Raw genomic sequence first — 19,717 nt, forward strand, 5'->3', positions numbered from 1 at the left:
GCACCACCAAAACACAAGTCCCATAAATGAAAAAACTATCACTTTTATTAATTTGTATTTTTAGCATTTACAATTCAAAGGCACAGGAATCAAGACCTATTGTTACTGGAGTACCTTTTTTATTAGTCGCTGCTGATGCTAGAGCAGCAGGTTTGGCAGACCAAGGTGTCGCCACTTCTGCAGACGTTTTCTCACAACAATGGAACCCTGCGAAATATGCATTTTCTGAAGATGCGCAAGGTCTTTCTATCAGTTACACTCCTTATTTAACAGATCTTGCCAATGATATTTCATTAGGCCAGATTACGTATTACAACAAAATCAACGAAAAAAGTGCTTTTGCAGGAAGTTTTCGTTATTTTGGTTTTGGAGGAATTGAATTAAGATACACAGGAGATCCGAATGAAGCTGTAAGAGAAGTAAATCCGAATGAGTTTGCCTTAGACGGATCTTATTCTCTAAAATTAAGCGAGAAATTCTCGATGGCCGTTGCTGGACGTTTTATCAATTCAAATCTAAAAGTTGCTTCAGAAGAAGTTGATGCTACTTCTGCGAGTTCTTTTGCAGTTGATGTAGCCGCTTTTTATCAATCAGAAGAAATTGCTTACCAAGATTTCAACGGTAGATGGAGAGCTGGAGTCAACCTTCAGAATCTTGGACCAAAAATCAGTTATGATAATGACGATGTAAGTTCAAACTTCTTGCCTGCTAATTTAAGATTAGGAGGAGGATTTGATTTTATCTTTGACGATTATAACAAACTTACTTTAAGCGCAGAGCTTACTAAACTTTTAGTTCCAACCCCTCCAGGAATCGGAACAGCTGTTGATGCAAATGGCGATGGAGATTTTGATGATCCGGAAGATATTTCTCAGCAAGAAGCTACTGAGATTGGCTACAGAAACTACAATGACATTGGATGGTTCGAAGGCGTTTTCAAATCTTTTGGAGATGCTCCAGGAGGTTTCAGCGAAGAAATTAAAGAGGTTACCTATAGCGTTGCGGCAGAATATATGTATCAAGATGCTTTTGCAATGCGATTAGGCTATTACCATGAAAGTCCAGAAAAAGGTGCTAAACAATTTTTCTCTTTAGGAGCAGGATTTAAATACAACATTATGAAAATTGATGTTTCGTACTTATTCTCAGCATCTAAAATAAAAAATCCTTTAGAAAATACACTTCGTTTCTCTTTAACGTTTAACTTTGGAGACAAATACGAAACTTATTAAAGAGAAAAAATCAAAATAAAATAATTCAATCCAAATTCCTGCATTTTAGGAATTTGGATTTTTTTTCCCTTAAAAACAGATGAAAGAAATCAATATAACCTCTTCATTTACAATATTTGATAATTTAAATGAACTTCCAGCCGATATTCAAGATTTAATGAATCAGGCTGTCAAAATTAGAAAAAAAGCTTACGCACCCTATTCTAAGTTTAAAGTGGGCGCCGCTTTACTTTTAGACAACGGAAAAGTTATCTTAGGTTCTAATCAAGAAAATGCCGCTTATCCGTCAGGACTTTGCGCCGAAAGAACAGCCATTTTTTATGCCGGAAGCAGCTATCCTGAAGCAAAAATCTTAAAAATGGCTATTACAGCAGCTTCAGACACCAACCAAACTACCGCTCCTATTCCACCGTGTGGATCTTGCCGACAATCAATAGCAGAATACGAGATAAAACAAGATACCCCTATAGAAATCTATTTTATGGGCGAAATAGGTGAAGTTTATAAATCAGCATCCCTAAAAAATTTACTCCCTTTAATGTTTGATAAAAAGTTCTTGTAAAAAAAAGCCAAAAAGTAGCGTTTAAATTTTAGTTCTTAAATGTAATGTCTTATTTTTGCATCCCGACCTTTCGGGCGCAAATTTGTGGGAGGAAACTATTTTGCGTTACAGGCACAATAATCGATAACACAAACAACTTTAGCAAAAGAAAGAATTCAGATGAAAGAAGTTACAAAAGAGGTATATTTAAAGTGGTATGAAGACATGCTACTTTGGAGAAAGTTTGAAGACAAACTTGCAGCGTTATACATCCAACAAAAAGTTAGAGGTTTTCTACACTTATATAATGGTCAGGAAGCTGTATTAGCAGGTGCTCTGCACGCTATGGATTTGACCAAAGATAAAATGATTACTGCTTACAGAAACCACGTTCAGCCAATTGGTATGGGAGTTGATCCTAGAAACGTAATGGCAGAGCTTTTAGGAAAAGCAACAGGAACTTCTAAAGGTATGGGAGGTTCTATGCACATTTTCTCTAAAGAGCATGGTTTTTACGGAGGACACGGTATCGTAGGTGCTCAAATTCCTGTGGGAGCTGGTATTGCTTTCGCAGATAAATATTTCAACACTGGCGGTGTTACCATGACCTACTTTGGTGATGGAGCTGCAAGACAAGGTTCTTTACACGAAGCTTTCAACATGGCTATGTTATGGAAACTTCCAGTTGTATTTATCGTTGAGAACAACGGTTATGCAATGGGAACTTCTGTAGAAAGAACTGCAAACCACACTGACATCTGGAAATTAGGTTTAGGTTACGAAATGCCTTGCGGACCTGTAGACGGAATGAATCCTGTAAAAGTTGCTGAAGCAATGCACGAAGCTATCGAAAGAGCACGTCGCGGAGACGGGCCAACTTTCCTTGAAATGAAAACGTACCGTTACAGAGGACACTCTATGTCTGATGCACAATTATACCGTTCTAAAGAAGAGGTTGAAGAGTACAAAAAAATCGACCCGATTACTCAAGTTTTAGACGTAATCTTAGATCAAAAATATGCTACTGAAGCAGAAATTGAAGTAATTGACCAAAGAGTTAAAGATTTAGTAGAAGAATGTCAAAAATTCGCTGAAGAATCTCCATACCCAGACTTACAACAATTATACGACGTAGTATACGCACAAGAAGACTATCCATTTACACCTCATAAATTATAAGAATTATGGCAATTAAAGTAACAATGCCTCGTTTGAGCGATACAATGACGGAAGGAACGGTAGCGACTTGGCTTAAAAAAGTAGGCGATAAAGTAAGCGAAGGCGATATCTTAGCAGAAATTGAAACAGACAAAGCAACAATGGAGTTCGAATCTTTTAACGAAGGAACTCTTTTACATATCGGAATTCAGGCTGGAGAAACTGCTCCAGTTGATTCATTATTAGCTATCATTGGTAACGAAGGAGAAGATATTTCTGCTCTTTTAGCTGGTGGTGATGCTCCTGCTGCCGAAGCTCCAAAAGCGGATGCTCCTGCTGCTGAAGCAAAAACAGAAACTGTTGCTCCTGCAAAAGCAGCAACTGAATTACCAAAAGGAGTTATAGTAGTAACTATGCCTCGTTTGAGTGATACAATGACAGAAGGAACGGTAGCTAGCTGGTTGAAAAAAGTTGGTGATACTGTTGCTGAAGGTGATATCTTGGCAGAAATTGAAACAGACAAAGCTACTATGGAGTTTGAGTCTTTCAATGCTGGTACATTATTATACATCGGAATTCAAGAAGGAAATACTGCTCCTGTTGACAGCTTATTAGCGATCATCGGACCTGCAGGAACTGACATTTCTGGAATTGCTGACAATTTCTCTGCCGGAGGTGCTGCACCTGCAAGTGCTCCTGCTGCTGAAGAAACAAAAGCTGCTCCTGCTGCTGAAAAAGCGCCAGAAGCTGCTGCTGAAACTTCAAACGGAAGAATTTTAGCTTCTCCATTAGCTAAAAAAATTGCTTCTGACAAAGGAATTCAATTATCTCAAGTTAAAGGTTCTGGAGAAAACGGACGTATCGTAAAAAGCGATATCGAGAACTTTACTCCATCTGCTCAAGCTGCACCTGCATCTAACGCTTCTGCACCTGCTGCAAAAGCGGAAGAAAAAGCTGCTGCTCCAAAAGTATTTGTTCCTGCTGGAGAAGTTTACACAGAAGAGATCAAAAACTCTCAAATGCGTAAAATTATTGCAAAACGTCTTTCTGAGTCATTATTCACTGCTCCTCACTACAACTTAGTAATCGAGGTAAGCATGGACGAAGCAATGCAAGCTAGAGCTGCTATCAATAGCGTTCCAGATACAAAAGTATCTTTCAACGATATGGTAATTAAAGCTTGTGCTTTAGCATTGAAAAAACACCCAAAAATTAACTCTACTTGGAAAGAAGATGCTATTATCATCAACCACCACGTAAATATTGGTGTTGCTGTTGCTGTTGAAGACGGATTAGTAGTTCCTGTATTGAAATTTACAGATGCTATGAGTTTATCTCAAATTGGCGGAAGCGTAAGAGATCTTGCTGGAAGAGCTAAAAACAAGAAATTGGGACCACAAGAAATGGAAGGAAGCACATTTACAGTTTCTAACCTTGGTATGTTTGGTATTACTGAATTTAATTCAATCATTAATCAGCCAAACTCTGCAATCCTTTCTGTTGGTGCAATTGTTGAGAAACCTGTTGTTAAAAACGGTCAGATTGTAGTTGGAAACACCATGATGTTATCATTAGCTTGCGACCACAGAACTATCGACGGTGCAACTGGAGCTCAGTTCTTACAAACATTAAAACAATACATCGAAAGCCCAGTTACAATGTTGGCATAATTTATTTGTCAACCTGAGCGAAGTCGAAGGTTATAATTAAATCCCGTCCCGAAGTTTTTCGGGACGGGATTTTTTGTTTAATTTTCATCCTCAAATTCAAAACCTCATAAAATGAAGAAACTAATTCTTGTCACTTTATTTCTGACAGCAATTGCCTGCCAGAAAAAAGAAAACACAGAAAAAACCACAGCCGTTGTAGATGAACACAGCTATTCAAAACCTGATTTAGCTGTTGTAAAACATCTTGATTTGGACATAAAAGTGGATTTTGACACACAGACGATTTCAGGAAAAGCATCTTGGACGATTGACAACAAAAGCAAAGGAAACGAAATTATCTTTGACGAAAACACTTTAGAAATCACTAAAGTAACTTTAGGAGACGAAGAAAAAGAAACGAAATTTGAACTTGGTGCAGCCACCGAATTTCACGGAAAACCCCTTCATATCACGATTGAACCCAATACAACCAAAGTAAACATTTACTACAATACGACTAAAGATGCTGTAGCTTTACAATGGCTAAAACCTGAACAAACTGCAGACAAAAAGAAACCTTTTTTATTCTCTCAAGGAGAAAGCGTTTGGTCAAGAACTTGGATTCCGTGTCAGGATTCACCAGGAATTCGTTTTACTTATAATGCAAAAGTTACAGTTCCTAAAGATTTATTGGCTGTGATGAGCGCTGTAAATCCGCAGAAGAAAAACGATACTGGAGTTTATACTTTCAAACAAGACAAAGCAATCCCATCTTATTTAATGGCAATTGCGGTTGGAGATATCGAATTTCAAGCAATTGACAAAAGAACTGGAGTTTATGCAGAACCTTCAATGCTAAAAAAATCAGCTTACGAATTTGCTGAACTTGGAAAAATGGTTGATGCTGCTGAAAAATTATACGGCCCATACAGATGGGGACGTTATGATGTTTTGGTTTTACCGCCAAGTTTCCCTTATGGCGGAATGGAAAATCCAAACTTGACTTTCTTAACTCCAGGCGTAATTGCTGGAGATCGTTCGCTAACAAGCTTATTAGCACACGAATTAGGTCATAGCTGGAGCGGAAACTTAGTTACCAATGCTACTTGGGATGATATTTGGCTAAACGAAGGTTTTACCACTTACGTTGAACATCGAATTGGAGAAGCAATTTTCGGCAAGAAAGAATTTGAAATGCAAAACGTTATCACAAATAAAGAATTAACAGATAATGTTGCAGAATATGGCGAAACCAATCCAGATACAAGATTAAAAGTAAGCCTTACGAATAGAAATCCTGATGATGGAATCAGCCAGATTCCTTATGTGAAAGGTTATGCTTTTTTAAGAGTTATTGAAAATGCCGTTGGACGCGAGAAATTTGATCCGTTTATTAAGAATTATTTTGATTCTCATGCATTCAAGTCGATCACAACTGAAGATTTTGTAAAATATTTGAATGAAAATTTGATCAAAGGCGACAAAACTTTAGCAGATAAAATCAAATTGGAAGACTGGATTTACAAACCGGGAATTCCGTCAAACATACTTCCTGTTAGTTCTGCCGATTTTGATGCTATTGATGCTATTCAAAAAAGCTGGAGAGAAACTGGCGTTGCTGGATTAAGCAAAAAAATCACAACTACTGCAGAAAAACAACACTTTATAGACCATTTGCCAGCTGATATTACAGCAACAGAAATGGAAGCGATTGACAAAGAATTCAACTTTACACAAGGCGGCAATTTCATTATCAAACGCCAATGGTTCGTTCAGGCATTAATTCACCAATACAAACCTGCTTATCCTGCAATCGAACAATTCTTAATCGGAATCAGCAGAACGGGTTCTGTGATGATGCTTTACAAAGAAATGGTAAAAACCCCTGAAGGAAAAGTTTGGGCGAAACAGGTTTTTGAAAAAGCAAAATCGGGTTATCATGCTACGACTATTCAGGCTGTTGAAGGTATTTTGAAATAATTTTTCTTAAATATAATTTTAAAAGAGGCTTTTCGCCTCTTTTTTTATGCCTAATATTTGTCATCCCGAGGAACGAGGGATCTCCGCGAGAAACTCCACAACCAGAATCGACAATCTTTGTAGAGCTACTTGCGAAGATCCCTCGTTCCTCGGGATGACAAACTAGACGAAAAAAACTTGACTAAAGATGACAAAACAAACGAAATAAGTTCTTATGAAAACCAATCCCCTAGCCCAGATTGAAGTGGAAAGCCCGGAGCTCGAAAGCCTGATTTTTCTTGCCAGAAAACAGCGACCAACGGAAGCTCGTTTTATGGTTTAGAAAAATCAGGCTTTTGAGTGTCCCGATAGCTATCGGGATGAAACGGAAAGCTGGATTAGCTCCTGAAAATAAAGCGAGGGAAAATTGTCCATCACATAGCGTAAATCCTCCATGTTCTAAAATCTGTAATCGTCGCACCTTTGTAATGTCAAAAGACAACAACAAATTATAACAATTAAAATTTAAATAAAATGACACGATTAACAGCATTAAACCCAGAAGAAGTAACAGGAAAAACTAAAGATTTATTCAACGCTGTACAAGCAAAATTAGGCGTTGTTCCGAACATGATGAGAACAATGGGGAATTCTCCAGCAGTTTTGGAAGGCTATTTAGGTTTAAGCGGCGCTTTGAGCCACGGAAAATTAAGCGCTAAAACAGGTGAATTAATTGCTTTGGCAGTTTCAGAAAGCAACTCTTGCGATTACTGTTTAGCAGCTCACACTTTTATCGGTGAAAAATTGGTAAAAGCTGATCCAGCAGTTTTACACGCTGCAAGAACAGGAAATTCTACAGATGCTAAAACAGAGGCGATTTTGCAATTGGCTAAAACCTTAATCAGCAAAAACGGTTTGGTAAATGACGAAGATGTAAACAAAGCGAAAAATGCAGGCGTATCTGATGCTGAAATTGCCGAAACTGTAGCACATACAGCTTTGAATGTTTTGACCAACTACTTCAACAATCTTGCAAATACTGAAATTGATTTTCCAACAGTATAAACCAATCTTTCAATAACAAAAAACAATGTATAAAGATAGCTATGAGTTTATTTCATAGCTATCTTTATATTTCCAAAAATGAATAGATTATGAGTTCACAGAATGTTTCTACTTTAATAAATCCGCAAAATGGGAATTTGGCTTTCAAGATTCTTTCTTTTGACGACAACAGCCATTTTGATTATTTACAGCGAAATAATTATTACTCTCTAATTTGGGTTACGAAAGGAAAAGGCAAAGTAAAAGCCGATTTTGCAGAACATCATTTTGAAGAAAACTCACTTCTCGCCTTTTCTCCTTATCAGCCGTTTATGCTTTGCGTGAATGAACCAATTGAGGGAATTGCAATTCATTTTCATCCTGATTTTTACTGTATTCATATGCATCAAAAAGAAGTTTCGTGCAACGGCGTTTTATTCAACAATATTTATCAGCCTCCATACGTAAAAGTTACAGAACAAACTGCACTGACTTTTAATATGGTTATCGACCAAATGAAAGCAGAGATTCAAAACGCAGAATTGGCGCAATATGAATTGCTTATTTCGTATTTAAAGATTTTTTTAATTACAGCTTCAAGATTAAAAACAGAGCAATTGGAAGAAATGGAATCGATTCCGGATACGAAAGAGCCTTTTATACTTCAAAATCTAAAGGACGCGATCGAACTGAATTTCAAAACCAAACATTCTGCTGGAAATTATGCCGATCTATTGAATATTTCTCCAAAAGCGTTGGCGAAATTGGCCAAGAATTATTTCAACAAAACGCTTACCGATTTGATTTCGGAAAGAATTATTATTGAAGCCAAAAGAGAATTGTATCTGACCAATAAAACTGTAAAAGAGATTGCCTACGAATTGGGTTACGACGATGAACATTATTTTAGCCGTTTCTTTAAAACCAATGCCGATGTTTCTCCGCAAATCTATCGTGAAACAGTAGGCTTTGGAAAAATGGACACTTAATTTTTATTCTTAGCTTCTATCCATTTCGACATGTACATGGTGCTTTTGTAGGCATGATGCTGCAACAAATTGCCCATAAAGTTATGAAGACGATGGTTTTCTGAATCTATCGAAAGTGAACTTACTAATGAAACCAATTGCTCTGAATAAGCGCTTTTTTGATAACATTTATTAATGATTTCGATTCCGTTTTTTTGAGATTGTTTCCAAAGATTTTCATCTTGATAAAGCTGAATTGCTTTTTTAGCAAATTCCGCTGGATTGTCTTCAATAAAACCATTCCAAGGCAAATCGGCATGCATGGCTTCAGAACCAATAGAAGTTGTGACACTTGGCGTTCCGCATTGCATGGCTTCTAACAATTTGCCTTTTAAACCTGCTCCAAAACGAATTGGCGCCAAAACAATTCTAGATTTTTTCACAATTTCATTGGCATTTTCTGCCCTTCCCATGATATAAAAACCATTTTTAGGCTGATGCAATTGCAGTACTTTTTGCGAAGGATAAGCTCCGTAAACTTCCAAAATGGCTTCAGGAAAATCTTTTTTTATGAAAGGCCAAATCGCTTCTTTTAAATATTGAACCGTATTCCAATTCGGTTCATGAAGAAAATTTCCAATGAAAACAAAATTCTTACGATTTTCAAAAGAAGGTAGCTGCAGAAGGTTTTCTTCCTTCATTTCATCAGTCAAAAACGGAAGATAGAAAAGTAAGTCTTCGTTAATTTTGAAAACATCTTTTAAAATATTCATTTCAAAATCAGAAATAATCAGAGACAAATCACATCTTAAAATACTAGCGATTTCTCGTTTTGCCACTTCTTCAGAAAGCAAATCAACCAATTCAAAAGTTCTATTTTCTTTGAAAGCTTTTTGCCTTGCGGTTCTTAAACAATGCAAATCTTCGGTATCTAAAATTCGGATTGCTCTTGGGCATTTTTCAATCACACGCCATCCAAATTGTTCTTCAATCATGAAACGATCAAACAAGACAACATCTGGATTCAATTCTGAAACAAAATCATCAAAAGAAGAAGAATTGAGTTCGATATTTTTTTTCGAAACTCCAAATTCAGACAAATCCACCATAAAATCACTGTCCTGCGCGGCGCTGGCAAAAGTAATTTCGAATCCGTTTGCTGCGAAAATCGAAATCAATTGCATCATTCTACCGCCTGCTGCAGAAGACTTTGGCTCTGGCCAGACAAAGCCAATAATTAAAAGTTTTTTGGACTGTTCCATTTTAATTGGTTTCATTTTACAAAATAATACATTTTTGAACGTTTTTGCACCATTTTTCCTGACTTTCGGTTGTAAAAAAACACTAATTTTGCAAAACTAAATTCTTAGAAATTATGTTGGGATTAAAATTAGCTACAGACCCTCGCTGGGTAAATATCGTCGAGTCAAATATCGAGGAAATTTTAACTGATCACGCATGGTGCGAACAAAAAGCAGCTTCAAACGCCATTAGCATCGTGACGTATAATTCTGAAATAGAAGAATTAGTAACTGAAATGCTGGAAATTGCCAGAGAAGAACTGGAGCATTTTCAGATGGTTCACAACATAATCAAACAGCGCGGACTTACTCTAGGACGCGAAAGAAAAGATCATTATGTAAATGAACTTTTTAAATTCATGAAAAAAGACGGAAGCCGCAGAGACGCGCTTTGCGATAGATTATTGTTTTCTGCCATGATCGAAGCTCGAAGCTGTGAGCGTTTTAAAGTGCTTTCTGAAAATATTAAAGATGAAGAATTAGCCAAATTCTATCGTGATTTAATGATTTCTGAAGCTGGTCATTATACCACTTTTTTAGGATTTGCCAGAAAATACCAAGACAACATTGACATCGACAAACGCTGGAAGGAATGGATCGAATATGAAGGTTCTATTATTACCAATTATGGTAAAAATGAAACTGTTCATGGATAATTTGAGCTCTTTTTTTGACTTTATTTTACATTTAAATACCACAATTCGCTATGCAGAAGAGTAAATCCAGATCAATCGTTTTTAAAATTACGAAGTATTTCGGAATAACTTTCGCGGTTATTTTAGGATTATTATTTTTAACGCCTATCGTTTTTGAGGATCAGATTAAAGACCAAATAAAGAAAACAGCCAATGAAAGGTTGAGCGCAGAATTGAACTATTCTGATGTTTCGGTTTCATTCTTCCGCCATTTTCCTTCTCTGACTTTAACTTTAGACGACTTAAGTCTCAATGGATCGGCTCCGTACACAAACGAAAAATTCATTACTGCAAAAGAGGTTTCTTTTGGGATAAATGTTGCAAGTCTTATTTTTAGCAAATCGGTAAAAATTGATCAGATTTATTTATCGGATTCTTTTATAAACGTAAAAGTGAATCCGAATGGCGAAGCCAATTATAATATCTATAAATCTCAGGAACAAGCTTCTAAAGCTAAAGATAGTTCTGACACTGCTCTAAAACTGGAACGAATTGAGATTTTGAACAGTAAAATTATTTACGATGACAAATCTACAAAAGTTCATTTTGACGCGTACGGATTTAATTATTTAGGAAAAGGAGATTTAAACAAAGCTGTTTTTGATTTGTATTCGAAAGCAAAAATCGAAAAATTAAATATTGTTTACGAAGATGAACCGTATTTAATGAATAAAAAGATTGACGCCGATTTGATTACAAAAGTCAACATCAACTCGCTTTCTTTCTTTTTCCAGCAAAACAACCTAAAAATCAATCAGCTTTTAGTAGATTTCAAAGGAAAATTTGACATTTTAAAGGACGGCTATAACATGGATTTTGTTATTAAATCTGATAATAGCAAACTCTACGATGTATTCACCGCTTTTCCTCCAAAGTATATTACTTGGCTTTCTAAAACAGAATTGCAGGGAAATACCAGCCTTCTGCTGACTTTAAAAGGAAAATATATTACCTCAGAAAATATTGCTCCAGATTTGGATTTGGATGTTAAAATAAATGATGGGTTTGTCAATTATAGCAAAAGCGCATTTCCTGTTTCAAACTTAAATTTAGACATCAAAACAACGGTTCCGTCTTTAAATCCAGATTTAGTTATTGTTGATGCTAAAAATCTATCTTTAAACATTAATCAGGATTATTTAAAATCTAAGTTCTTGGTTAAAGGAATAAATACGCCCGATATTAATGCCGATTTTAAAGCCAAAATCGATCTTGAAAAACTAACTAAAGCGCTCGGAATTCCTGATATTGAATTGAAAGGAAATCTAGTTGGTGATGTAAAAGCAAACGGAGTATTTGATCAAAAGAGCAAACGTTTCCCTGTTACAAACGGAACCATTAATTTGGATAATGGCTATTTAAAAACACCTTATTACCCAAATCCAATTACAAACATTACGATTAAATCGAAAATCGAAAACCAAAAAGGAACTTTCGAAGATTTGAAAGTAAACTTACATCCGACGCAATTTACTTTTGAAGGAAAACCGGTATTTGTTCAAGCCGATTTAAGCAATTTTGACGATTTGAATTATGATATAAAAGCCAAAGGCGAATTGGATGTGAGCAGAATTTACAAAGTCTTCTCTCAAAAAGGTCTTGATTTGGATGGATTTGTAAAAGCCGATTTATCTTTGAAAGGCAAACAAAGCGATGCTGAAAAAGGAAATTACAGCAAATTAAACAACAAAGGAACGCTTGAACTAAGAAACATCGGAATTGCGTCTGAATATCTTCCGAAGAAATTTATTATCAAAGAAGGGATTTTTAAAATCAATCAGGATAAGATGTCGTTCAATAACTTCTTAGCAGCTTACGGCCAGTCCGATTTTAAAATGAATGGTTATTTACAAAATGTTTTTAATTATGTAAGCACCAATACAGGTATTTTAAAAGGTTCTTTTAAAGTGACTTCGCGATATATCAATGTTGATGAATTCATGTCACAAGTCGATCCAAATGCATCTGTAAAACAGACTTCTGCTACAGAAACAAAACAATCTGAAAATGCACAAACTGGAGTAATTATTATTCCAAGCAATCTAAATTTACAATTAATTGCAAATGCTCAAAAAGTAAATTTTGATAAATTAAACCTTCAAAATGCAACTGGGCATTTAACAATGAAAAATGGTAAATTGACGATGCAGAATACTGGTTTCAATTTAATTGGATGCCAAGTTTCTATGAACGCCAACTATCAAGCCGTAACGCCGCAAAAAGCCAACTTTGATTATGCGATAAAAGCCACCGATTTTGATATCAAAAAAGCATATAACGAGATTGAAGTTTTCAGAAAAATGGCAAGCGCTGCAGAAAAAGCACAAGGAATTGTTTCTTTAGACTATCAGTTAAAAGGCCGTTTAAACAAAAACATGGATCCTGTTTATCCTTCACTTTCAGGCGGTGGAACACTTTCTGTAAAAGATGTAAAAGTTCGCGGTTTAAAAATGTTTAATGCAGTAAGCAAACAGACCAATTCGGAGTCGATGAAAAATCCGGATCTTTCGAAAGTAGACATTAAAACCACCGTTAAAAATAATATCGTAACGGTAGAGCGCTTTAAATTTAAGTTTGCGGGCTTCAGGCCAAGAATTGAAGGAACATCAAGTCTAGACGGCAGACTGAACCTAAAAATGCGCTTAGGATTGCCTCCTTTCGGTATTTTCGGAATTCCGTTAACTGTTACAGGAACGCAGGATAATCCTAAAGTTAAAGTGGGAAGAAAAACGGAAGATTTGGAAGAAACAAAAGATACTGAGGAATAGAATTGAAAAATTCCAAATTCCAAATTCCAAAATCCAAATAATAATACCACATCAACCTTTGTTAAAGTTTAAAACTTTGACAAAGGTTTTTTTTAGACCATTATATTCACACTCTTTGTCATTGCGAGGAACGAAGCAACCACACTAACAATAATCACTAATTAAATTTAACACGTGAGATTGCTTCGTTCCTCGCAATGACCAAAAAACAAAAAACCCGATCATTTCTGAACGGGTTTTTTATAAAAAGTAATCTATGGATTATTATGCCTCGAATGGGATAATAGATACATAAGATTTGTTATCTCTTTTCTTTTGGAACTTAACAACTCCAGCTACTCTTGCGTGTAGTGTGTGATCTTTACTGATGTAAACATTTTCACCTGGATTGTGTTTTGAACCTCTTTGTCTAACGATGATGTTCCCAGCAATAGCAGCTTGTCCACCATAAATCTTAACGCCTAGACGTTTTGATTCTGATTCTCTACCATTCTTCGAACTACCGACACCTTTCTTGTGAGCCATGACGTATGAGTTTAAATATTGTTATTATTCTTTAGTAGCTTCTTTTTTAGCTTTTGGAGCTGCTTTTTTTGCTTTTGGAGCTTCTACTTCTTCAGTAGCTGCTTCTTCTGCTACAACCGCTTTTTTAGCTGCTGCTTTTTTAGTTCCTCCTGCTGCAGTAATACCTTCAATTACAATCTGTGTAAGATATTGTCTGTGACCATTTCTTTTTTTGTATCCTTTTCTTCTTTTCTTTTTGAAAACGATAACTTTATCACCTTTTAAGTGTTGTAACACTTTAGCTTCTACTGAAGCACCTTCTATAGCTGGGGCGCCTAAAGTTACATTTCCGTTATCGTCTAATAAAAGAACTTTGTCAAAAGAAATTTTTGAACCTTCTTCGTTAGCTAAACGGTGAACATAAACCTTTAAGTCTTTGCTTACTTTAAATTGTTGCCCTGCTATCTCTACGATTGCATACATACCAAATTGATTTATTGATTTTTAAGGTTGCAAATATACAATTAATAATTTACTGTGCAATCTATAAAAGCAAAAATATTTTCAGTCAAAAAAACCTTGTTTTTCAAGCAGTTTCGCACGATAAACAAAACTATTTTAAAGTAAAAGATTGTTAAAATTTCATTTATTTGAAAACAAATCTGCAATTCATAATTAAAAAAACTATTTTTGATGTAACCAAAATCAACTCTTGTCGACCTACTCTTGTTGATATTTTAAAATTATTAATCTTTATGAAAAAATCAATAATGATGTTAAGTGCTGCATTAATGCTTGGCGGAGTGGCTCATGCCCAAAAAGTAGCTTTTGAAGAATACGATTTAGACAATGGATTGCATGTCATTTTACACAATGATCCTTCTGCTCCAGTTGTGATTACTTCGGTAATGTATCATGTTGGGTCAAAAGATGAACGTCCAGACCGAACTGGATTTGCACACTTCTTTGAACATTTATTATTTGAAGGAACTCAAAATATAAAACGCGGTGAATGGATGAAAATCGTTACCGCAAATGGCGGAGTAAACAACGCCAACACATCTGACGACCGTACTTATTATTATGAAGTTTTTCCTTCTAACAGTTTAGAACTTGGTTTATGGATGGAATCTGAAAGATTGATGCATCCTATTATTAATAAAATTGGAGTTGACACTCAGAACGAAGTCGTAAAAGAAGAAAAAAGAATGCGTTACGACAATCAGCCTTACGGAAATATTCTTCCAGAGGTTAAAAAGAACATGTTCAAAAATCATCCTTACAGATGGACTACGATTGGTTCTATGAAAGATTTGGATGCTGCAACGTTAGAAGAATTTCAAGCTTTCAATAAAAAATTCTATACTCCAAACAACGCTGTTTTGGTAGTTGCGGGAGATTTTGAAAAAACAAAAACAAAAGAATGGATTCAGAAATATTTTGGACCAATTCCAAGAGGTGAAGAAGTTAAAAAACAGACTTATACAGAAGATCCGATCACTCAGACGATTAAAGCGACTTACGAAGATCCGAACATTCAGATTCCGATGATTGTAGCTTCGTACAGAACACCTTCGATGAAAACTAGAGACGCAAGGGTTTTAGATTTGATTTCGTCTTATTTAAGTGACGGAAAAAGCTCTAAACTTTACAAAAAAATAGTTGACGACAAAAAAATGGCGTTACAAATTGGCGCGGTAGGATTTAGTCAAGAAGATTACGGAATGTACATTCTTTACGGACTTCCAATGGCTCCAAACACTACTGCTGATATTTTAAAAGAAATGGATGAGGAAATTGTAAAAATACAAACCGATCTTATTTCTGAAAAAGATTACCAGAAATTACAAAACAAATTCGATAACAATTATGTAAATGCCAACTCGAGCGTAGAAGGAATTGCAGAAAATCTTGCATCGTATTATTTATTGTACGGCGATATTAATTTGATTAATACCGAAATCGACATCTACCATTCTATAACAAGAGAAGAAATTAGAGAAGTTGCCAAGAAATATTTAAATCCAAATCAGCGATTGATTTTAGATTATATTCCTACTCCTAAATCTCAAAACTAAGAATATCGAATCATGAAAAAAATATATCCTTTTTTAATCCTTTTTTTCCTAACTGGAATTATGCAAGCACAAGATCGTCCACAACCCAAACCAGGAAATGCCCCAGTAGTCAATATCAAAAAACCGCAGACTTTTGTTTTAGCAAACGGAATGAAGGTTTTAGTTGTTGAAAACCATAAATTGCCTAGAGTTAGCTTTACGCTTACACTAGACAATGCGCCATTTACTGAAGGCAATAAAAAAGGAGTTGACGAATTGACTAGCAGCTTAATCGGAAACGGAACTAAAAAAACAACAAAAGAAGCTTTTAATGAAGAAATTGATTTCTATGGAGCTAATATCAATTTTACTTCTCAAGGTGCTTACGCGAGTTCATTATCTAAATATTCAGGACGCGTTTTAGAACTTTTGGCAGAAGGTGCTTTACAGCCAAATTTTACTCAAACAGAATTTGATAAAGAAAAAGCAAAACTTTTAGAAGGTCTTAAAGCGGACGAAAAAAGCGTTCCAGCAATTTCTAACCGAGTGGTAGATGTTTTAGCTTTTGGAAAAAACCATCCGAATGGCGAATATCTTTCTGAAGAAACTGTAAAAAATGTTACTCTAGCAGACGTTCAAAACAATTACAATACTTATTTCGTTCCAGAAAATGCTTATCTGGTTGTTATTGGCGATATTAAATTTAAAGAAATAAAAACGGCTGTTGAGAAATTATTCGGCGGATGGAAAAAACAGGCCGCTCCAAAAAACACTTATCCAAGTCCAGTAAATGTTTCTAATTTACAGATCGATTTTGTTGATGTTCCAAACGCAGTTCAATCTGAAATTTCATTGGTAAATACTGTAAATTTAAGAATGAGCGATCCAGATTTTTTCCCTGCAGTTATTGCAAATCAAATTTTGGGAGGCGATTTCAACAGTTATTTAAACATGAATTTACGCGAACAGCACGCTTGGACGTATGGCGCGAATTCAAGCATCGGAAGCGGAAAATATGTTACTAAATTCAAAGCTTCATCGGCAGTTAGAAATACCGTAACAGACAGTGCCGTTGTTCAATTTGTAAAAGAAATCAAAAGAATTAGAACAGAAAGAGTTGATCCAGAAGTTTTAAGAAACGTAAAAGCGGGCTATATCGGAAGATTTGTAATGCAGGTTGAAAAACCGCAAGCTGTTGCGCGTTACGCCTTAAACATCGAAACAGAAAAACTTCCTGCTGATTTCTACGAAAAATACATTCAGACTATTAATAATGTTACAGCAGACGACATTTACCGCGTTGCCAACAAATATTTCTTATTAGACAACATGCGTATTGTAATTATTGGTAAAGGGTCTGATGTGATTTCTGGTTTAGAAAAATTACAAATTCCGATCAATTATTTTGACAAATACGGAAATCCAGTTGAAAAACCGGCAGCTAAAAAAGAGGCTCCAAAAGATATTTCAGCAAAAACAGTTTTTGAAAACTACATTAATGCTATCGGTGGTGAAAAAGCAGTTACTGCAGTAAAAACATTGTACATGAATGGTTCGACAACTGTTCCGCAAGCTCCTACTCCACTGACTTTTACTTCTAAATTAGATTCAAAAGGAAAAATGATGGTTTCGCTTTCAATGGGAACTATGAATTTAATGAAACAAGTGGTTAATGAAAAAGGCGCCTACGTTGAACAGCAAGGACAGCGTAAAAATCTTGAAGGTGAAGATTTGGCCGAAATGAAAGCAAATGCCGCGCCTTTTGAAGAATTACAGCTTGTAAAAAGAACCGACCTAAAAGTTGAAGGAATTGAACCAATCAACGGAAATGACGCTTATGTAATTAAAGACGGTAAAACAAAATATTATTATGATGTGAAATCGGGCTTAAAAACGGCTGAATCTAAAGTTCGCGAACAAGGCGGAAAATCGGTAGAACAAATCACAAATTTCAACGACTATAAAGAAGTAAAAGGCGTAAAAGTTCCTTTTAATTTAGTTCAGAATGTTGGTTTCGAATTGGACATCAAAATGTCTGACATCAAAATAAACGAAGGAGTTTCTGAGAAAGATTTCCTATAAGATACAAAACCACTAAGTCGCTAAGCCTCTAAGATTTTTATCAGCTTTGTCAAATTTTAAAACTTTGACAAAGCTTTTTTTTTCGCTAAGTTTTGTCAGGCTGAGCGGAGTCGAAGCCCAAGTCTTACTTCTTCGCCGATAAATAAACTCCGATTAAAATAACAAAAGCACCAACTGACTGAATCGGAGTCAAAAATTCATTATCTAACAATCCCCAGAAGAATGCTACAATTGGAATCAGATAAGTTACTGATGTTGCGAAAACTGGCGACGATATCTGAATCAGTTTAAAGAAAAGAATATTAGCTATTCCTGTTCCTAAAACCCCTAAGATCATTACAAAAAGTATAGAATGCTGTGTTTCTGCAAAATGTATTTTCTGGCCGATATCGGTTGTGCTCAGAATAATTAAAGCTGGCAAAAATAAAACGGCAAAATTTCCTGTTGTAATGCTAACCGAATTTAAGTCGTGAAGATATTTCTTAATCAGATTTACGTTGATTGCATAACTAAGCGTCGCAATTACAACCAATACAACATAAAGATAATTTTGCGTTCCGCTTGAAGAATCTCCGCTTAAAACCAAAAGCAGACAGCCTACAAGCCCAACAAAAACGCCTAAAACTTGTCGCCTTTGAAACTGAATTCCAAAAGCTATAATTCCCAAAACTAAAGTATTTAAAGGCGTTAACGAGTTTAAAATCGCCACAATTGAACTACTTACCTGAGTTTCTGCAATCGCAAAAAGGTAAGCTGGCATAAAAGTTCCGAAGAGAGAAGTTATAGCAACATACTTCCACTGGCGGCGAGAGATTTTTTTCAAACTATTAAAACCAAAAATCAACAAAAACAGCGCGGCAAAAATAATTCGGAACGAACCAACTTGAATAGCAGTCAGTCCGATTAACCCCTTTTTTATTAAAATAAAAGAACTTCCCCAGATAAGAGAAAGAATCGCTAAGTAAATCCACTTTAACTGTTTTGTGTCCATAAATTGTTATTTACTGCAAATTTGTAATTATTTTACGAACTGAGCATTCTCTTTTTATTAATTTTGCAAACAACCTAATTCGCAATTTAAAATTTATATATAATGAAAATTTCAAAAATCTTAATCGCTGCAACAATCGCTGGTTTAGTATTTGTTGGCTGTAAAAAAGAAGAAGATAAAAGTCTTCAAGTTGTAAATGCAGAAAAAACTGCTCCAAAAGAACATAAACCAATTGCAGCAGAAAATTTACAAACTGCAAGTTTCACAATTGATGGAATGACTTGTGCGGTAGGATGCGCTAAAACAATCGAAGAAGAATTAGCAAATTTGGACGGAGTTGACAAAGCAACTGTTGATTTTGATAAAAAAACAGCAACTGTAAGTTTTGATAAAACAATTCAAAATCCAGAATCTTTAACAAAAGTGGTTCAAGAAACTGGAGATGGAAAGACTTATAAGGTTTCGAATTTTAAGTCTTAAATTCAAAAATTCAATTACTAAAAAAGGTGTTCAAATTTGAACACCTTTTTTAGTATATATTTGTTGAGAAACTGCTTGGGTGCACGAGCGGGACGCTCGCGCCAGCGTGGGTGTCTCGTCCTGAAAAAAGTTTACATATTTATACTTAATCCTAAAATAGATTTACAGTTGAGTTTTAGTCCTATTATAGGTTTACAATGATAGGATTTTTTACGTAATAATTCTTCCATAATTTTTCTGTCTTTAAATTATATTTATGCACTTGATTTGGTGTAAGATTGCCGATGC

At 35.4% G+C, this 19,717-nt stretch carries 16 protein-coding genes; 12 read left to right on the forward strand and 4 right to left on the reverse strand.

All coding sequences use genetic code 11. The features are described from left to right. Window positions 1-26: 26 nt before the first annotated feature. From porV to AC3E9W_RS15360, 7 genes are all read left to right on the forward strand, one after another. Window positions 27-1,232 carry a type IX secretion system outer membrane channel protein PorV gene (gene porV / locus AC3E9W_RS15330; protein WP_488769022.1) on the forward strand — a complete coding sequence of 402 codons (1,206 nt, stop codon included), beginning with the start codon at window positions 27-29 and terminating at the stop codon, window positions 1,230-1,232. A gap of 79 nt (window positions 1,233-1,311) precedes the next feature. Further along, the gene (gene cdd, locus AC3E9W_RS15335; protein WP_488769023.1) at window positions 1,312-1,794 is read left to right on the forward strand and encodes a cytidine deaminase; all 483 of its coding nucleotides are present in this window, start codon (window positions 1,312-1,314) and stop codon (window positions 1,792-1,794) included. A 159-nt stretch (window positions 1,795-1,953) separates the two neighbouring features. Then, window positions 1,954-2,952 carry a pyruvate dehydrogenase (acetyl-transferring) E1 component subunit alpha gene (gene pdhA / locus AC3E9W_RS15340; protein ID WP_306155854.1) on the forward strand — a complete coding sequence of 333 codons (999 nt, stop codon included), beginning with the start codon at window positions 1,954-1,956 and terminating at the stop codon, window positions 2,950-2,952. Between the two features lie 5 nt (window positions 2,953-2,957). Beyond that, window positions 2,958-4,601: a dihydrolipoamide acetyltransferase family protein gene (locus tag AC3E9W_RS15345; protein WP_488769024.1), complete on the forward strand. Its 1,644-nt coding sequence runs from the start codon at window positions 2,958-2,960 to the stop codon at window positions 4,599-4,601. A 111-nt stretch (window positions 4,602-4,712) separates the two neighbouring features. Beyond that, the gene (locus tag AC3E9W_RS15350) at window positions 4,713-6,560 is read left to right on the forward strand and encodes a hydrolase/aminopeptidase (protein WP_488769025.1); all 1,848 of its coding nucleotides are present in this window, start codon (window positions 4,713-4,715) and stop codon (window positions 6,558-6,560) included. A gap of 513 nt (window positions 6,561-7,073) precedes the next feature. Further along, window positions 7,074-7,604 carry a carboxymuconolactone decarboxylase family protein gene (locus AC3E9W_RS15355; RefSeq protein ID WP_125722183.1) on the forward strand — a complete coding sequence of 177 codons (531 nt, stop codon included), beginning with the start codon at window positions 7,074-7,076 and terminating at the stop codon, window positions 7,602-7,604. A gap of 89 nt (window positions 7,605-7,693) precedes the next feature. Beyond that, window positions 7,694-8,572, forward strand: coding sequence for a helix-turn-helix domain-containing protein (locus AC3E9W_RS15360; protein WP_488769026.1), 879 nt, complete (start codon window positions 7,694-7,696; stop codon window positions 8,570-8,572). Here AC3E9W_RS15360 and AC3E9W_RS15365 read toward each other — a convergent pair. Continuing rightward, entirely contained in the window at window positions 8,569-9,813 is a 1,245-nt protein-coding gene (locus AC3E9W_RS15365) for a glycosyltransferase (protein ID WP_488769034.1), read from the reverse strand. The two genes, AC3E9W_RS15360 and AC3E9W_RS15365, sit on opposite strands and share 4 nt — an antisense overlap. Window positions 9,814-9,926: 113 nt before the next feature. On the opposite strand from AC3E9W_RS15365, the gene AC3E9W_RS15370 reads away from it, so the two are divergent. Both AC3E9W_RS15370 and AC3E9W_RS15375 read left to right on the forward strand, forming a co-directional pair. Continuing rightward, on the forward strand, window positions 9,927-10,508 hold the full coding sequence (locus tag AC3E9W_RS15370; RefSeq protein WP_132990767.1) for a MiaE family protein: 582 nt from the start codon (window positions 9,927-9,929) through the stop codon (window positions 10,506-10,508). Between the two features lie 50 nt (window positions 10,509-10,558). Next, the gene (locus AC3E9W_RS15375) at window positions 10,559-13,315 is read left to right on the forward strand and encodes an AsmA family protein (protein ID WP_488769027.1); all 2,757 of its coding nucleotides are present in this window, start codon (window positions 10,559-10,561) and stop codon (window positions 13,313-13,315) included. A 264-nt stretch (window positions 13,316-13,579) separates the two neighbouring features. Here the strand turns inward: AC3E9W_RS15375 and rpmA are convergent, their stop codons facing one another. Together rpmA and rplU are read right to left on the reverse strand one after the other, a co-directional pair. Further along, window positions 13,580-13,840 (reverse strand): 50S ribosomal protein L27, encoded by a 261-nt coding sequence (gene rpmA / locus AC3E9W_RS15380; protein ID WP_012023622.1) that lies wholly within the window; start codon window positions 13,838-13,840, stop codon window positions 13,580-13,582. Between the two features lie 24 nt (window positions 13,841-13,864). Beyond that, window positions 13,865-14,302, reverse strand: coding sequence for a 50S ribosomal protein L21 (rplU, locus tag AC3E9W_RS15385; protein ID WP_488769028.1), 438 nt, complete (start codon window positions 14,300-14,302; stop codon window positions 13,865-13,867). Window positions 14,303-14,574: 272 nt separating this feature from the next. Between rplU and AC3E9W_RS15390 the strand changes: the two genes are divergently transcribed. Together AC3E9W_RS15390 and AC3E9W_RS15395 are read left to right on the forward strand one after the other, a co-directional pair. Continuing rightward, complete coding sequence (locus AC3E9W_RS15390) at window positions 14,575-15,897, forward strand: M16 family metallopeptidase (protein WP_488769029.1); 1,323 nt, start codon at window positions 14,575-14,577, stop codon at window positions 15,895-15,897. Window positions 15,898-15,909: 12 nt separating this feature from the next. Beyond that, window positions 15,910-17,958, forward strand: a complete 2,049-nt coding sequence (locus AC3E9W_RS15395; protein ID WP_488769030.1) for a M16 family metallopeptidase — start codon at window positions 15,910-15,912, stop codon at window positions 17,956-17,958. Window positions 17,959-18,082: 124 nt separating this feature from the next. On the opposite strand, the gene AC3E9W_RS15400 is transcribed toward AC3E9W_RS15395, so the two are convergent. After that, window positions 18,083-18,949, reverse strand: a complete 867-nt coding sequence (locus tag AC3E9W_RS15400) for a DMT family transporter (RefSeq protein WP_488769031.1) — start codon at window positions 18,947-18,949, stop codon at window positions 18,083-18,085. Window positions 18,950-19,051: 102 nt separating this feature from the next. Here AC3E9W_RS15400 and AC3E9W_RS15405 point away from each other — a divergent pair, with 102 nt between their 5' ends. Next, window positions 19,052-19,429, forward strand: a complete 378-nt coding sequence (locus AC3E9W_RS15405) for a heavy-metal-associated domain-containing protein (protein ID WP_488769032.1) — start codon at window positions 19,052-19,054, stop codon at window positions 19,427-19,429. Window positions 19,430-19,717: the final 288 nt, after the last annotated feature.

The organism is Flavobacterium sp. 38, assembly GCF_057799715.1.

Excerpts from the sequence above, each read along its gene's own strand:
- porV (WP_488769022.1), top strand. The coding sequence starts at position 27 with ATGAAAAAACTATCACTTTTATTAATTTGTATTTTTAGCATTTACAAT.
- cdd (WP_488769023.1), top strand. The coding sequence starts at position 1,312 with ATGAAAGAAATCAATATAACCTCTTCATTTACAATATTTGATAATTTA.
- pdhA (WP_306155854.1), top strand. The coding sequence starts at position 1,954 with ATGAAAGAAGTTACAAAAGAGGTATATTTAAAGTGGTATGAAGACATG.
- AC3E9W_RS15345 (WP_488769024.1), top strand. The coding sequence starts at position 2,958 with ATGGCAATTAAAGTAACAATGCCTCGTTTGAGCGATACAATGACGGAA.
- AC3E9W_RS15350 (WP_488769025.1), top strand. The coding sequence starts at position 4,713 with ATGAAGAAACTAATTCTTGTCACTTTATTTCTGACAGCAATTGCCTGC.
- AC3E9W_RS15355 (WP_125722183.1), top strand. The coding sequence starts at position 7,074 with ATGACACGATTAACAGCATTAAACCCAGAAGAAGTAACAGGAAAAACT.
- AC3E9W_RS15360 (WP_488769026.1), top strand. The coding sequence starts at position 7,694 with ATGAGTTCACAGAATGTTTCTACTTTAATAAATCCGCAAAATGGGAAT.
- AC3E9W_RS15365 (WP_488769034.1), bottom strand. The coding sequence starts at position 9,813 with ATGGAACAGTCCAAAAAACTTTTAATTATTGGCTTTGTCTGGCCAGAG.
- AC3E9W_RS15370 (WP_132990767.1), top strand. The coding sequence starts at position 9,927 with ATGTTGGGATTAAAATTAGCTACAGACCCTCGCTGGGTAAATATCGTC.
- AC3E9W_RS15375 (WP_488769027.1), top strand. The coding sequence starts at position 10,559 with ATGCAGAAGAGTAAATCCAGATCAATCGTTTTTAAAATTACGAAGTAT.
- rpmA (WP_012023622.1), bottom strand. The coding sequence starts at position 13,840 with ATGGCTCACAAGAAAGGTGTCGGTAGTTCGAAGAATGGTAGAGAATCA.
- rplU (WP_488769028.1), bottom strand. The coding sequence starts at position 14,302 with ATGTATGCAATCGTAGAGATAGCAGGGCAACAATTTAAAGTAAGCAAA.
- AC3E9W_RS15390 (WP_488769029.1), top strand. The coding sequence starts at position 14,575 with ATGAAAAAATCAATAATGATGTTAAGTGCTGCATTAATGCTTGGCGGA.
- AC3E9W_RS15395 (WP_488769030.1), top strand. The coding sequence starts at position 15,910 with ATGAAAAAAATATATCCTTTTTTAATCCTTTTTTTCCTAACTGGAATT.
- AC3E9W_RS15400 (WP_488769031.1), bottom strand. The coding sequence starts at position 18,949 with ATGGACACAAAACAGTTAAAGTGGATTTACTTAGCGATTCTTTCTCTT.
- AC3E9W_RS15405 (WP_488769032.1), top strand. The coding sequence starts at position 19,052 with ATGAAAATTTCAAAAATCTTAATCGCTGCAACAATCGCTGGTTTAGTA.